The organism is Lactiplantibacillus sp. B652 (assembly GCF_023806745.1).
GTDB classification, from domain to species: Bacteria; Bacillota; Bacilli; order Lactobacillales; family Lactobacillaceae; genus Lactiplantibacillus; species Lactiplantibacillus pentosus.
The window spans coordinates 164,398-178,688 of the sequence record NZ_JAMSKY010000001.1; the positions used below are offsets into that span (position 1 = coordinate 164,398).

Consider the following 14,291-nt stretch of genomic DNA (forward strand, 5'->3'; position numbering starts at 1 on the left):
CACGATAGCACCGGGACGTCCCGCTGACAATCCCTAACGACCAACCCGTTTCAAATTAAGGTTCTTAATCACAGCAGCCTTATTTTCCAATCAAGTACGCAGTTTTACTTAAGATTCTGAATCACGTTCACGTTTCAAAAATAGCCCATGTTGCTTCAAATCTTGTTGCAGATCAGCCATGGTGAATTGATGATAATAGGCTCGGTATTGTCGATCCGCGACCGTGAACAAGTCCGTCAACGTTTCACTAATATTCGCAGCAATTGGTGATTGGGATGCCTGTTCATCCGTCTTGGACGGTCCCGTGATGAAGCGGGCGTAACTGATGGTTGGTGGAATCGTCAAATCATAGAGATCCCCCAAGTTCATTTCAACTAGCGGCAAATCTAGCTGATAACCCCCATTTTTGCCCACTGTTCCGGTTAAATAACCGTGTTTATGTAGGACTGACAAGATATTACGAATCATCACCGGATTCAGGTGCAATGATTGGGCCAGTTCGCGACTAGCAACTTTGCTATCACGGTGGGCATCCAGGTACAAAATGCTATGCACGGCAACCGAAAAATCAAGCTTCATATTTACTTTCCTCCACTATTTGTCGTACCTCCATTTTACCACCAACTGTAATGAGACTCATTTCAATTCACACGATAATCCAGGTATAATAAGGGCCGGGAGTGAATTATATGTCATCTACAATTAGTGCCGCGACATTCAAGCTGAACGAACAAGCTGCGTTATCGCCGGCACAACAATCTTTGGAGCAACAACTGCTCACCTTCATTCGGTCGCATCGCCATCAGGACCAATCCAGTCTCTTCGTGATTCATGGCGATGCGGGGACCGGTAAAAGTGCCGTCCTCGCTGCGGCATTCGGCCGACTTCAAGCCCTTAGCCGCAGTACGACCGCTAACGACCTCCAAGCCACGGAGAATTATTTGGTCGTCAATCATAACGAAATGCTCAAAATTTACAAACGCTTGGCAGGCGACGATCCCGACCTGCGCAAAAAGGACTTTCAAAAACCAACGCCACTCATTAATCGACTCACCAAGACGCACCAGCGCGCGGATGTCATTTTTATCGATGAAGCGCACCTGTTGTTGACGCAACCAGACCGCTACAATCGCTTCGACGGGCATAATCAACTCACAGAACTGATTCAGCATGCGCACGTGGTCGTGCTCGTCTTCGATACCCGCCAAGTCTTGAAGCTCAAGAGTTATTGGCATACGAACGACCTGGAGCCATTTTTGGCCCATTATCCACATGCGAGTTATAACCTCGACGAGCAATTTCGTGTCACCGGTGGCCCAGCAGTCGTCAACTGGATCGATCACTTTACTCATGGCCAATTGCTTGAAAAGCCGGCCACACCTGATTTTGACCTGCGCTTCTTCGATGACGGCCAACCGATGTACGACCTCATCCGTCAACAGGACCACCGCTTCGGGCTGGCACGGATGGTCGCCACCGCTGATTTTCCATACGTCGTCAATCACGGCACCTGGTACGTCACGGCTGGTCAGCTCAAACTCCCCTGGGATAAAGTCAACTTGACCGACGACCCGTGGGCTTTACGGCCAGAAACGCTGAATGAGGTGGGGTCAATTTACACTATCCAAGGCTTTGACTTGAACTACGCTGGTGTGATTCTCGGGCCATCGGTTGGCTACGACGCCGTCCACGACCGAATCATCGTCCGTCCCGAACGCTATGAAGACCAGGAAGCCTTCAAGCAACGCGCCGACTTGGGTGACCTCGAGCCACTCAAGCAACAAATCATCTTCAACTCGATCAACGTTTTGATGAAACGCGGGCGCTACGGGCTTTACATTTATGCGGTGGACCCTGCGTTACGTGAGCGGCTATTAGCGTTATAATTGAGCTAACAACATGAGGAGGAATCTGCCATGCAACTATCAATTCCGACCACTGACGGTGCTTTAGCTGCGACCTATTCAAAGCAAGCGGCACCCGCGCAAATTTATAAGGGCCACCCCATCATCTCATTTCCAGTCGATATCAGTGACGTGCCTGCTGGGACGCACTCACTAGCCTTCACCTTTGTCGACCACGATGCGATTCCCGTGGGTGGTTTCACGTGGATTCACTGGATTGCGGCCAACCTACCCGCAACGACGACCCATATTCCGGAAAACGCCAGCCAAACTGGTGCGATTCCAATGGTCCAGGGTAATAACTCAACTGCCGGTGGCTATGTTCACGAAACTGACCCGAAAGTCAGCCAGCACTATGTCGGCCCTTACCCGCCAGACAAGGATCATCGCTATTCATTCAAGCTATTTGCACTGGATACTGAACTAGATTTACAACCCGGTTACTGGCTGAACGAATTCCATGACGCCATCGCCGGACACGTACTCGCAACCGCGAAGACCACTGTGATTGGTCGAGTTTAATACACCGTACCCAATGAAGACATTCAAAAAGTCGTTTCAAGCAACTTTCGCATGCTTGAAACGACTTTTTATTTTGCACTCGCATTTGCACTCACTAAAGTGTCACGAATCGCGCCGTCGCACTAATCCACTCTAGTCTGGGGCCTAATTATCAGGCCATCGCGACTCACAATGATTAAGGTGACTGACACGCCTCCATCTCACTTAAGCAAAGTACATTAAGATAAAGGCGATCAGTGCTGGCAAACCTTGAATAACGACGATGGCCCGGCTGACCGTGATACTGCCGTAAACCGCTGCTACCATCACGCAGGCTAGGAAGAACAACGTCGCTCCCGCACTCGCTACTGCCGGAATGACAAATAAGCTATATAGAATTCCGACGGCCAAAAAGCCATTATAGAGTCCCTGATTTTTGAATAATAATTGCACGGCTGGTGATTGTAGCGTTTGTCGTGGAATGCCGAATGACTTCGACGCCAGTTCGCTATCCGCATTGAACATTTCCAGCCACAGAATGAAGAGATGTTCAACGGCGACGACTAGCGCCATGATTGTTGCTGCAATATGCATGTTTGACGCCCCCTTTTTTAACATTAATTAACACAACCCATTAGGTCACGGATCACCGGCCAGCTGGCTGTCGCCGAATTCGCAACGCAACGGACCGATATGGTTATTTTCATCATACCATACGGACTTTCAAGCTGAAAACAGACACGCCCAGGGATTTGTGGGACGCGCCTCTAACTGAAATACGAGGCGCTTTGGTTGACGCCATTCCAAACGTAGGCAACGCATTTGGCCACCAAAAAGCCGGTCGCCAATGTTTCGCAACCGGTTTTAAAATTGATTGAATGAAGTGGTTACATTCCTGGCATCCAGACATCTTCGGGTTTGACGCCTTGCTCTTCAGCGAAGGCATTCCGTAACGTGTCCATATCCATTAAATGATAGGTTTGTGGATGTTCTGGGTCGTAAGATTCGATTTGGGCCATCATCCCACCATCTTCATGTTCGATGATGTGGCAGTGATACATGTAGACCCCGGTCAATTCAAACTTGACCTTGATGCGAACCGTCTCACCAGGGTTGACGCCCACCGTATCTTTCAAACCATGTTCGTTTGGATAGACCGGGCCGCCGTTTCTGGATAACACGGTGAACTGTGTCCCGTGGACGTGGAATGGGTGAACCATACCATTTTCGGTACTATTCGTATTCCGGATTTCCCAAATGGCAACGTCGCCAACTTTTTGACGGGCGTCGATCCGTTCCATGTCGAACTTCTTGCCGTTGAGCGCAACTTCATCGTCCATCCCGTCCATCGTGATCTTCCGAACAGGCAAGTCAGCAGTTGGTGCTTCGTCTGGGATATCGACTAAGTGGTCTGGCAACGTGGTATCGTCTGGTTCAAAGGCTTTGATTCTGAAGCGGCATAGTGGCGTGTCGTCAGTCATCAATGTCACTTCATCACCTGGTTGATAGTTGCCAAAGTCGACCACGATTTCATCACGTTCGGCACAAGTCATCATTACTTTGGTCATATAGACAGGTGCTGGTAAAATCCCGCCATCAGAACCAACTTGTGCAAATTCCAAGTCATCGTTAAAATGCAACCGCCATTCACGCCGGTTGGAACCGTCTAAGATCCGTAACCGGACGCGTTGGGTGGTGACATCAAAGTATGGGTTGACCGTCCCGTTAACTAAGGCAGTATGGCCTTGAACACCATCAGGATCGTAGTCAGCACGGTAATCAAATTGATTATCTTCATGGAATTCACGATCTTGTAGGACCATTGGAATATCATCGACCCCGTAGTTGCGTGGTAATGGCAATTGGTCTTCAACGTCATCCTTGATAATGACCATCGTTGCTAGCCCTTTCCAGACTTGGGTCGCAGTCGATGGACATGGATGGGCATGTAGCCAAGTGGTTGCGGCAGGTTGGTGTACCTTAAAATCAATGTGGTTCGTCTGACCTGGATAAACGGGTGCATGACAGCCACCATCCGTAATTGGCCCGGGAACGTTCAATCCGTGCCAGTGGAAGGTGGTTAATTCTGGGAGTTTGTTCTGTAAGTCAATATGGGTCTGCTTACCATTCCGAAAAACGATCGTTTGACCTAAAAAGCCTGCATTGTAGCCCCAAGTCTTGGTCTTCTTCCCCGGCAAAAACTGGGTTTCGCTCTCTTGGGCCGTGACCGTATAATAGTCATCCGTATCGGTCTGACGGTCCGGTTGCAGTAGCGGCGGAATCGCTAACGGCTGTGGGTCGACTTTCGAAGTCACTAACGGAATATAGCCACCGTCATGTGTGTTGTAAGCAGGTTCATCAAAAAAATAATCAGTATAGACTTTTTTTGCCATCTTGACATCCCCTTATATCGTTAAAGTTACTAAATTAAAAATGGTGGCGCTTTTACACGTCACCTTCAGTTTAGAATTATTTTAAAAGAGTGTCAAACTCGATTGCGCACTAGTCAAAGATAATCCGGCGCGCATTTTGATAGTTAGTTGTCAAAAATGATGATTAACGCGTGCTAGTTTTTCAGTTCAAAGACTGCCAGCTGAAACCCGCTGGGAATAAAGCGAATTAGCGTGAACTTGCAGTACGGTTGCGCCCTGTTCCAGCGTTGTCAGCCAGCCTCGTAGGTCGGACTAGGACGCGTCCCCCGCTGACGAACAGCAATCTAAATAATGAACCGTTCGTCCTTAAAATAACGCTCGCACGGTATTAGTGGCTGCATCGCCTAGCCAGGCATTCGTCACTAGCCGGTCAAAATAGCTGGTCTCAACTACACCAGCCAGCGTTGCTAACGCGGTATTGAGTGTTGGTAAGTTAGCATAGGTCGGGAAATGGCAATCGATTAAGAGGTTACCACTGTCGGTCAGCGTAAAGCCGTCGCGATTCTCAGCGGTCCGAATAGTGGCTTGGCCACCAAGGTCGCTGACACTGCGCATCACTAATGATAGCGCACCCGGCAAGACTTCCAGTACGAGTGGCGTTTTGATATCAAATTGATCGACTAAGCGGTCCTGCATCGTCAGTAGCCAGTATTCATCCGCCAGACTGGCAATAATTTTTTCGTTCGCATGAATGCCACCACCACTTTTGAGGGCGTTACCGTGATGGTCCAACTGATCACAGCCGTCAAAAGCAATATCAACGCGGTCGCAATAAGCCGTATCGACGACCGTATATCCTAATACCGTTGCCAATTGACGTGTCGTGGGCGACGGGGTCACGACCGTAATGTCATTGACCAAGTTGGCCGCCTCCTTGACGAGTTCCCCCACGGTCGTGCTCCCACCAAAACCAACTACCATCTGCGGTTTGATTAGCGTGAGCGCCTGCTGAACGATTGCTTGTTTGATCGTCATCTGAAATCCTTCCATTCATCATAAGATGTTTTAATCATAGCACGCGATAACCTATTTAACTAACTGCTGGCGACTAAAAAATGAGGAATTTCCGCATTAATTCGAACGATTGAGTAGGTCTTCTCCGGGTTATCGGCTTAAAATACAATCATTGATGGCGACCTTCGTTTTTGGGGGAAAGAGGGTTACAACAATGAAACGTAAATATCGTGCAAAGTTAGGTTTAACAACGTTAACGATTATCGTCGGAATTGGGCTGACTCCGATTGCCAACGCCAAGTCAATTGCGACGCCAATCTCACGTAGTCGGTGGCCACACGCGCAGGTCACCTATGTCATTCAAGCGTCTGCTTCCGAGCGGCGCGTTTATCAAGCAGCGATTCGCGCTTGGAATGCCACCGGTCAATTCAAATTCGTTCAGGGGACCACTGCTCACCATCAAGTGACACTGGGAACGAGTAACGCCACGACCGGACAATACTATCGCCTGGCCGGTATCACGTTTTCGACTGGCTATCCTAATGGCTACTATACGAAAGCCCAAGTCTATCTATTAACTCGCAACTTCACACGCTACCATTATTCCTATTCAGATCAGGTGCACGTGGCGGAACACGAACTCGGCCATACGATTGGCCTCGAACACAGCCGTGATCGCCACAGTGTCATGCTTGCCGATAATCGTTATAACGGCATCAGCAGTGCGGACAGTACCGCTGTCCGGTTGCGCTACCGGTTACCGGTTGGCAGGCTGTAAGGCAAAGTTGTCAATCTAACAACTAGGTTTGCCATTGATGCCTTGGGTATGGTGACCCCACTTTGGTTATTCTTAATCAACACAATACCCGAGAAGGCCCCGATGATGAGTTGGGACCTTTTTTAGTGCCGGCTGGGATGCTTAGACTCAGCTAACTCTAATTGATTGCGATGCGCCATGCAAATTCAAGACGAACTGCCGTTTAGCCATGAATTGCTACAACCAAGTTTACGTGACTTAGCTACGGATTGCTGCAAACAGGTGTACGTGACTTAGCTACGGATTGTTGCAAACAAGTGCACGTTGGTTTTGCTATGGATTGATGTAAACAGGTGCACGTGACTTAGCTACGGATTGATGTAAACAGGTGCACGTGACTTAGCTACGGATTGTGCAAACAGGTGCACGTTGGTTTAGTACTGTCGCAACGGGCAGCATGGCAACTCGACAGGCACACTTGCCAGCGTAGTACTGACATCATGCCCGATCCCGTCAACTGACCAGTGCGCAAAAAAACACCTTGAAACAAGTTCAATGCTCGTTTCAAGGTGTTCTGCTTATTAGCTGCGTAGTAAATAGCCGTAACTTCCTAAAATAATAATGACATATCCAGTCGCCATAGCTAATGCTAGTAGCATGCCACTCCCAGGTTGCCAGCCGCGGTGATGACAAAAAGTCAAACAGCCACTGGTCAACAACATGAGTGCCAGTGCCGCCGCAACGACCCCGAGTAACTGTCCCCATTGACCTAGCAAGGCACAGCCCACTCCCAAGATCGTCGCGACGATAATCACTAACCATCGCTGACGGTTTGTTAATTGTCGGCGCATATTCATCCCACCATATAGTTAATGCAGTCAACGTTCTGCTTAGTAAAATTTTAACATTTTGGGAGATATTTGCCAAACAAGACAATTAACAACCGACACTTTTTAGGCTTGTTGACGTTTTTGGACAGATTGTTCGCTTAAAACGTCATCAAACGCGTGGAATTTCTCAATGATCGTATCCGCTGAATTCCGGAACTTCGCTTGTTCGTCTTCTGTCAGGGCCAAAGTCGTTACACTTTCAACGCCATCCTTGCCAATAATCGCTGGCTGACCGACGTAGGTGCCGAACGTCTCACTATATGCAGAGACTGGACAAGCTAACCGCGCATTGGCGAAGACGGCTTCGCTTAACTTGACCGCACAAGTTGCGATGGCAAAGCTCGTATAGCCTTTGCCGGAGTGAACGGCCCAGCCACCATGCCGTGCGGCGGCTTCCAGCGCATCCAAGTCTAAGTGATACTTGTCGACTAACGACGTGATTGGAATGCCGTTCACTTGAACCGTTGACCAAGCGCTGAATTGAGATTCGCCATGTTCGCCATAGACGTAACCGCTAATATTCTTCGGATCACAATCAAACGCTTCTGCGACGACTTTTTGCATCCGTGCCGTATCGAGGAAAGTCCCCGTCCCGAAGACTTGTTGCCGGGATAATCCGGTCGCACGTTGGAAATAATGCGTGATGGCATCACACGGATTCATCGTATCAATCACCACACCATCGAATTTCGTGGCCTTAACCTTAGGCGCAATGTCTTGCACGATCTGCTTGGTATATTCAAACTCCGCCCAGCGGTTGCCAGACGCATGGTCAAGGGCATGAATATTGCCACTAGTCACGAATAAAATATCGGTATCGTCTAATTCATGGTAATCATTGATTTTAATGATTGTCCGACTATCTAATCGGGCTTGGGCATCTTGTAAATCTAATTGTTCCGCGCGGGCCTTACCGACATTCGTATCAATTAAGATTAATTCATCCGCAATTCCTTTACAAACCAATGTATAAGCAATCGTTGCACCAACGTGACCGACCCCAATAATCGCATATTTCCGCATAAGCTGAACCTCCATGTTTTAATTATTAAGAATATTATGTAACGTCTCATCATTATTTAATTTATGTGGTGATAACTTTACTGCTGGATCCCCATAACGTCAATCCATGAAAACGGTTCAGCTTTAAAATCATCATTATCTTAATGAATTTTCCAGCTTTTATGCAGTAACTCACGAAATTAGCTTAATATAATTAACTTCCGTGGCCGATTCGGGCGATTGGTCGGTTTCCAAACTTAACTGTGGTTCGGCTTGTCCGGGTGGGGCTCCCGGGCTAGAAGAAGACTCGTATTTGAACTTACGCAGTGAACTTCTGCGTGAGTTCAAATCAAGGTCTGCCCTGTTCCAGCGTTGTCAGCCAGCCTCGGAGGTCGGAATCGGGCGCGCCTCCACTGACGAACAGCAATCCAACTCGGGCTCTTTCCCAGCGGGCCTAAGCTGGCTGTTTTTGAAAATTGGTGCTTTCATTCATACTCACAACCAATTAACCAGCACGATACATAAATGTAATATAATCTAACATTGCTAGTTATCACTGCCCTCTCCCGCCCTTTTGTATGTTTGGAATTTAACCTAAATATAAAAAAGTAGTGCGTCCATTAATAATCAATGTTATAATTCCTAACATCAAATGGTATGGATAGGGGTTGGGAGTATGAACGCTGCAAATTCAACGTTTTTAGTTTTATCTAGTATATTGGTATTATTCATGACGCCCGGATTGGCCTTCTTCTATGGTGGGCTGGTCTCCAAACGTAACGTTGTTAACACGATGCTATCAGTCTTCATGATTTGTGGCCTAGCAATTCTATTATGGCTAGCTTTTGGCTACTCACTGTCGTTCTCTGGTGATATTGGTGGCGTGGTCGGTAACTTCAAGGCATTGTGGTTGCATGGTGTCGACCTAACCGCACTAACGGCCACTAAAATTCCAAACGGCTTATACCTGATTTTCCAAATGATGTTCGCCATTATTACACCGGCCCTATTCGTGGGAGCCGTCGTTGGGCGAATTCGTTTCAAATTCCTACTGACCTTCATCATCTTCTGGTCACTACTGATCTACTACCCAATGGTTCACATGGTGTGGGATAACGGGTTGCTTGCGAAACTCGGCGTAATCGACTTTGCCGGCGGAACGGTCGTCCATATCAATGCCGGGATTACTGCGTTAGTCCTCTCTGCCTTTTTAGGTGCTCGGCACAAATATGGCAAGGACGCGACGCAGCACTACAATATTTTATGGGTCTTACTCGGAACGGCGATTTTGTGGATCGGCTGGTACGGATTCAACGCCGGCTCCGCATTAGCAATGAATGACATCGCGATTCAGGCCTTCTTGACCACGACGGTTGCGACTGCCACTTCCATGATGACTTGGATGGTCGTTGATATGCTGACCAAGGGCAAACCAACCCTCGTTGGCGTCTGTACCGGGACCCTGTGTGGGTTAGTCGGCATTACGCCAGCTTGTGGGTACGTCACGGTCTCTGGAGCTTTCTGGATTGGCTTGGTTGCGACCCTCACAAGTTACGGCTTCATCACGTTTATCAAACCGCGTTTAGGAATTGACGACACCCTCGATGCGTTTGGTTGCCACGGGGTTTCTGGGATGGTCGGCAGCATCATGACTGGCCTCTTCGCCAGCAAAGCCGTCAACAGTTCCATCTCACTCAACGGTCTGTTCTACGGCGGTGGCTTCAAACTATTCGGCCTACAACTACTCGCAACCGCGTTTACCATCATCTTTACCACCATCGCTTGCATCGTCATTATCGTGCTATTGAAACGGGTCATTAGAATGCGCGTTGACGAACAAGAAGAAGAACTGGGGTTAGACCAAGGCGAACACGGCGAAGTTGCCGATTACACGGTTCAAATGAGTCATGAATTAACTAATATCCAACACCACAGCGATGAATTCCGCGGACAACTCGCGCAATTGCTGAATAAGCAGGAACGGTTCCGTTAGCGGCGCCTTCAAACTTGCTAAAAACGAGTCCTCGCCAGGCTCTGTTTCAAGCTCACCAAGAACAGCCACTCGTTAGATTTGGTTGCAAAATCGTTGCACACGGGTGCTACTTGGTTCTGTGCCACACTAAATACCAATTAAAAAGTCATGTTTCAGAAGGCGGCGATCCGCTTTTCTGAAACATGACTTTTTTTGTTTACTGGCGTTTTGACTTGTTGTCTTTAATGAAGAAGTACCCAAATACCAACATGACGCCGATAATCGGAACATCTAGCGCGTTGATGGGATGCTCAAATTGTGGCCCGGCCGCGAGCACCAATATGACGACAAAGCACATCCCAATTAGCCACCAACCGTATTTCTGGAAGAAACGGATAAAAGCACTGTCTGGAAACTTATATTTGATATATTGCAGCACCAATATTAGAAGCACATAGGCCGCAACACTGTATGGTAACGGGAGATCCATCGCATGACACCCCTTTCTAATGCTGAGCAACAAATAGTCTAATACTTATCGTTAATATAACCTGATTACAGTAACACTGCCACTAAACAAACCTCAATCAGTTCGAAATCAGCTGAAAAATTGAGGTTTGTTGTTCAGCTGTTTTCCTATCAAACTGTTAACACAATCTAGACATTGCACTACCCTGAAGCCTACGATTGAAGTCGCTACAACCGCATGCAGCAATCGCATCGACGCAAACCGCGCCATTAGTGTAAAAAATATGGGTGATTGCTTTTGCAATCACCCATATTTTGATTAAGCAGCTAATCCAGTCGCTTGTAGGCCAGCATCAGTTATTATTGAATAAGACCGACTGACTCTTAATATAGTGGTCAACTGGATGTAACAGTACCGTCGGATTCTCAATTGCGGACGTAAACGAATGCCCCGAAATGTTGACGAGTCCAGTAAAGATGAACAATAGGATTGCCACCCACATCACGATTTTGGTCGTGACCGTCATCTTTTCTGGCAAGATTTGTTTGTACAGCGTCCGGTGAACATCCCGACTAATCGCTTGCTTGCTCTTATCGCTATCTTTAGCACGTTCTTCGACTAATTGACGCTCGTAAGCCTCAATATCAAAGTCCGCTTGTTCTTTCTTCTTAGCAACTTGGTACTTCTTACGATAAGCGGCCGTTTGCGCTTTGAAGTCCTTAGAGAATTTCCGGTAATGGCCGACCGTTTCCTTGGTATCACCGACTTCTAGCAGGTCACCAAAGTGCATCCAAGCCACCCGGTCACATAGTAATTCAACTTGGCGCAAGTTATGGCTGACGAAGATAATCGTCTTGCCTTGCTTCTTGAATTCCATGATTTTATCCACACACTTTTGATAGAAAGTATCATCACCAACGGATAACGCTTCATCAATAATCATGATATCTGGATTGATGTGAACCGCGATGGCAAAGCCTAACCGCGACCGCATCCCAGTTGAGTAGTCTTTAACGGGTTGGCCAATAAAATCACCGATATCCGCAAAATCAACGATATCATCGCGGACTTCTTGGATTTCCTTAATACTCAAGCCTTGCATGAGCCCTTTTAACCGGATATTTTCATCACCCGTCAAGTTCCACTTAAGACCGGCACCAATCGAGATAATCGACGTGTCACCATGCACATCGACCGTCCCCGTCGTTTGAGGAATGATTCCCGAAATGATGTTGGAGATGGTCGATTTACCAGAACCATTGATCCCAATAATCCCGAGTGCTTCCCCGGGTTTGACATTCAGACTGACCCCTTTAAGTGACCAGAACCGCGGGACTTCAACGTTACCAATGTTAAAAAAGTGTTTTAACTTATCATTGTTACTACGATATAAATCATATTCTTTAGTGACATTATGCAATTCAACTTTATATTGGTTTTCCATCAGTTCCGCCTCCTAAATCAAATCCACAAAGTTCGAACGGAACTTGTTATAGAGATACGTTCCAAGCAGAATTGCGACGAGATTGAACAACCAGAAGACAATCGTCAACGTAATGTTCGGCTGTTGCCAGATCCAACCACGATTCAATAGCGATTCCCGCATCCCGTTGAGGACGTAATAAAATGGGTTCAATTCCAGCAACCGGACAAAGACGGCTGGGAAGTTAGAGGTCGTAAAGTTGAACAATACCCCACTCATGTAGAACAGCATCCGCAATACGGATTGCAAGGTAATATGCCAGTCACGAATCAGAACACTGACCGTGGCATTGAGAATCCCTAGCGAATACATGAGAACGATCATGCACCCGAAGTAATAAATAAACTGGAACCAGGCAAGTGATGGCCAGATGCCATTTAGAAACATCAGGAAAATCCCGAAAGCAATCATCGTCCAGAAACTATAGAGATTTCCGTAAATCTTAATGGACGGTAACACGTTGACTGGGAACTTCATCTTGGAAACTAACCCAACTTGCCGATAAATACTAGAAGACGCGTCCAGCGTCGTTTTGTTCATATATAACCACGGTGCGATCCCGACAACCATCCAAGGTAGGTACGGGATTCCAGGCATCGGATCGCCACGTTTTAACGCGACCCCGAATACTAAGTAGTAAATTCCGATTTGGATCAGTGGATTCAGAAATTCCCATGCTAACCCAAGGTAATGGCTTTGGTATGTGGCTCGGTCATCATACTTGGCCATTCGCCGAATAATCTTGAAATTGGCGAACTGATCACCAATCGTCTTAAACATCGTAAACATAATGCGCTCCTTAATTGAATGTCACAACACGATCAAGCGCCTCTTGAAAGGTCATGGCAGATTTACGGTCAAGGTGAACCGCAGCTTACATTATAACGATAAACCCGACGAATAGCATAGAAAATAACATTTTTTATCAAATATTTACTTCTTCTCGCGCTGTATTTAGTGCTAAAAAGTAGTGTGCGGTCAATGAAGTAAGCCCTTACCGATTTGTTGGTAAAAAACGCTGCAATCAGCGCGATTTTTGACTGAATTTAGCGGAATTTCATTATTGCTGCGTAATTATTAATGAAAACAAAAAAAGGACTCAGCGTTTGAGTCCTGCAAACTGGAATATGACATAGTCAATCGGCGGCATTTGACGCAATCAGCGGCTGATTAAATCTGAATTTTACATCAGCTTACGTTCAGCCACCATCACTTTATCCATGACAACACCCGATCAGGCTTACTGTTCATCGTTGAGATAGCGAATCGCACGCTTGGGATCATCGAAGGCGGGCGCGTTATCAGGAATGAGCCCTAATTCTTCGGCGCGCGCCAGGACTAGGGCCTTTTCCGTCTCTTCATTTGGTACCCACGACGGCTCGTCACTTTCAAACGGGACCGCTTGCTGCAAGACTAATTGCCTTAACGCCATGTTCAGATAGGTATTCATTGATAGCCCCATACTTGCAAGTTGCTTGCTAGCTGCTTGCTTCAAATCAGCGTCTATACGAATAGAAGTTGATACTCGAGTCATGCCAACCATCCCTCTCTCTGTTAATACCTTGATTATATAATAACCACGTTGCGGCCGTTATTATTTACCATTGGGGATAGATAATTGTTCTTGAGTTCAAAATCTTGAATTGGACTCAAATAGCAATGCTGTTATCTACCTGTGAATGACAATCCACATTGAGTTAGCCAATAATTTTCTTAGTATTTAACTGACATATATCATTAGCGATTCTGATTCAAAGTTTACACAAAGAACCAGTCTTCTATCATTTAATGGCCAATTGTACCTAATTAGGTGGTCGTTCATCTGCCATTCGAGCGGGTTCCCGACCGGCGGGGCTGGCTGACAATGCTCAAGGGCGAAATTCTTCTTGTCCGGGTGGTTTTCCCGGGCTAGAAGAAGACTCGTATT

General features: G+C 47.1%; 14 protein-coding genes. 4 read left to right on the top strand and 10 right to left on the bottom strand.

The window, feature by feature from the left end:
- Window positions 1-108: 108 nt before the first annotated feature.
- On the bottom strand, window positions 109-579 hold the full coding sequence (locus tag MZO40_RS00690) for an Rrf2 family transcriptional regulator (protein WP_050337797.1): 471 nt from the start codon (window positions 577-579) through the stop codon (window positions 109-111).
- A gap of 110 nt (window positions 580-689) precedes the next feature.
- On the opposite strand from MZO40_RS00690, the gene MZO40_RS00695 reads away from it, so the two are divergent.
- On the top strand, window positions 690-1,886 hold the full coding sequence (locus tag MZO40_RS00695; protein WP_105961088.1) for a DUF2075 domain-containing protein: 1,197 nt from the start codon (window positions 690-692) through the stop codon (window positions 1,884-1,886).
- A gap of 30 nt (window positions 1,887-1,916) precedes the next feature.
- Window positions 1,917-2,426, top strand: a complete 510-nt coding sequence (locus MZO40_RS00700; RefSeq protein WP_003637580.1) for a YbhB/YbcL family Raf kinase inhibitor-like protein — start codon at window positions 1,917-1,919, stop codon at window positions 2,424-2,426.
- 204 nt (window positions 2,427-2,630) lie between these two features.
- Here the strand turns inward: MZO40_RS00700 and MZO40_RS00705 are convergent, their stop codons facing one another.
- From MZO40_RS00705 to rpiA, 3 genes are all read right to left on the bottom strand, one after another.
- Window positions 2,631-2,999, bottom strand: coding sequence for a DUF1304 domain-containing protein (locus MZO40_RS00705; protein ID WP_050337799.1), 369 nt, complete (start codon window positions 2,997-2,999; stop codon window positions 2,631-2,633).
- Between the two features lie 293 nt (window positions 3,000-3,292).
- The gene (locus MZO40_RS00710) at window positions 3,293-4,798 is read right to left on the bottom strand and encodes a multicopper oxidase family protein (RefSeq protein WP_105961087.1); all 1,506 of its coding nucleotides are present in this window, start codon (window positions 4,796-4,798) and stop codon (window positions 3,293-3,295) included.
- 345 nt (window positions 4,799-5,143) lie between these two features.
- Window positions 5,144-5,812 (bottom strand): ribose 5-phosphate isomerase A, encoded by a 669-nt coding sequence (rpiA, locus tag MZO40_RS00715; protein ID WP_252133044.1) that lies wholly within the window; start codon window positions 5,810-5,812, stop codon window positions 5,144-5,146.
- 193 nt (window positions 5,813-6,005) lie between these two features.
- On the opposite strand from rpiA, the gene MZO40_RS00720 reads away from it, so the two are divergent.
- On the top strand, window positions 6,006-6,569 hold the full coding sequence (locus MZO40_RS00720; RefSeq protein ID WP_050337800.1) for a M57 family metalloprotease: 564 nt from the start codon (window positions 6,006-6,008) through the stop codon (window positions 6,567-6,569).
- 560 nt (window positions 6,570-7,129) lie between these two features.
- On the opposite strand, the gene MZO40_RS00725 is transcribed toward MZO40_RS00720, so the two are convergent.
- Both MZO40_RS00725 and MZO40_RS00730 read right to left on the bottom strand, forming a co-directional pair.
- Window positions 7,130-7,399: a hypothetical protein gene (locus MZO40_RS00725; protein WP_021338168.1), complete on the bottom strand. Its 270-nt coding sequence runs from the start codon at window positions 7,397-7,399 to the stop codon at window positions 7,130-7,132.
- A gap of 102 nt (window positions 7,400-7,501) precedes the next feature.
- A complete protein-coding gene (locus tag MZO40_RS00730; RefSeq protein WP_003637574.1) occupies window positions 7,502-8,461 on the bottom strand; it encodes an L-lactate dehydrogenase in 960 nt (319 codons plus the stop codon).
- Between the two features lie 655 nt (window positions 8,462-9,116).
- Between MZO40_RS00730 and MZO40_RS00735 the strand changes: the two genes are divergently transcribed.
- Window positions 9,117-10,433, top strand: a complete 1,317-nt coding sequence (locus MZO40_RS00735; RefSeq protein ID WP_105961086.1) for an ammonium transporter — start codon at window positions 9,117-9,119, stop codon at window positions 10,431-10,433.
- 196 nt (window positions 10,434-10,629) lie between these two features.
- Here MZO40_RS00735 and MZO40_RS00740 read toward each other — a convergent pair whose 3' ends face one another.
- From MZO40_RS00740 to MZO40_RS00755, 4 genes are all read right to left on the bottom strand, one after another.
- Window positions 10,630-10,902: a hypothetical protein gene (locus MZO40_RS00740; protein WP_105920297.1), complete on the bottom strand. Its 273-nt coding sequence runs from the start codon at window positions 10,900-10,902 to the stop codon at window positions 10,630-10,632.
- 331 nt (window positions 10,903-11,233) lie between these two features.
- Window positions 11,234-12,325, bottom strand: a complete 1,092-nt coding sequence (locus MZO40_RS00745; protein ID WP_021338170.1) for an ABC transporter ATP-binding protein — start codon at window positions 12,323-12,325, stop codon at window positions 11,234-11,236.
- Window positions 12,326-12,337: 12 nt separating this feature from the next.
- The gene (locus tag MZO40_RS00750) at window positions 12,338-13,153 is read right to left on the bottom strand and encodes an ABC transporter permease (protein ID WP_050337803.1); all 816 of its coding nucleotides are present in this window, start codon (window positions 13,151-13,153) and stop codon (window positions 12,338-12,340) included.
- A 451-nt stretch (window positions 13,154-13,604) separates the two neighbouring features.
- Window positions 13,605-13,898 (bottom strand): type II toxin-antitoxin system RelB/DinJ family antitoxin, encoded by a 294-nt coding sequence (locus tag MZO40_RS00755; protein WP_003637569.1) that lies wholly within the window; start codon window positions 13,896-13,898, stop codon window positions 13,605-13,607.
- Between the last annotated feature and the right edge of the window lie 393 nt (window positions 13,899-14,291).

Coding starts and splice junctions, on each gene's coding strand:
- MZO40_RS00755 (WP_003637569.1), bottom strand. CDS start 13,898: ATGACTCGAGTATCAACTTCTATTCGTATAGACGCTGATTTGAAGCAA.
- MZO40_RS00740 (WP_105920297.1), bottom strand. CDS start 10,902: ATGGATCTCCCGTTACCATACAGTGTTGCGGCCTATGTGCTTCTAATA.
- MZO40_RS00700 (WP_003637580.1), top strand. CDS start 1,917: ATGCAACTATCAATTCCGACCACTGACGGTGCTTTAGCTGCGACCTAT.
- MZO40_RS00720 (WP_050337800.1), top strand. CDS start 6,006: ATGAAACGTAAATATCGTGCAAAGTTAGGTTTAACAACGTTAACGATT.
- MZO40_RS00710 (WP_105961087.1), bottom strand. CDS start 4,798: ATGGCAAAAAAAGTCTATACTGATTATTTTTTTGATGAACCTGCTTAC.
- MZO40_RS00735 (WP_105961086.1), top strand. CDS start 9,117: ATGAACGCTGCAAATTCAACGTTTTTAGTTTTATCTAGTATATTGGTA.
- MZO40_RS00695 (WP_105961088.1), top strand. CDS start 690: ATGTCATCTACAATTAGTGCCGCGACATTCAAGCTGAACGAACAAGCT.
- MZO40_RS00750 (WP_050337803.1), bottom strand. CDS start 13,153: ATGTTTACGATGTTTAAGACGATTGGTGATCAGTTCGCCAATTTCAAG.
- rpiA (WP_252133044.1), bottom strand. CDS start 5,812: ATGACGATCAAACAAGCAATCGTTCAGCAGGCGCTCACGCTAATCAAA.
- MZO40_RS00705 (WP_050337799.1), bottom strand. CDS start 2,999: ATGCATATTGCAGCAACAATCATGGCGCTAGTCGTCGCCGTTGAACAT.
- MZO40_RS00690 (WP_050337797.1), bottom strand. CDS start 579: ATGAAGCTTGATTTTTCGGTTGCCGTGCATAGCATTTTGTACCTGGAT.
- MZO40_RS00745 (WP_021338170.1), bottom strand. CDS start 12,325: ATGGAAAACCAATATAAAGTTGAATTGCATAATGTCACTAAAGAATAT.
- MZO40_RS00725 (WP_021338168.1), bottom strand. CDS start 7,399: ATGCGCCGACAATTAACAAACCGTCAGCGATGGTTAGTGATTATCGTC.
- MZO40_RS00730 (WP_003637574.1), bottom strand. CDS start 8,461: ATGCGGAAATATGCGATTATTGGGGTCGGTCACGTTGGTGCAACGATT.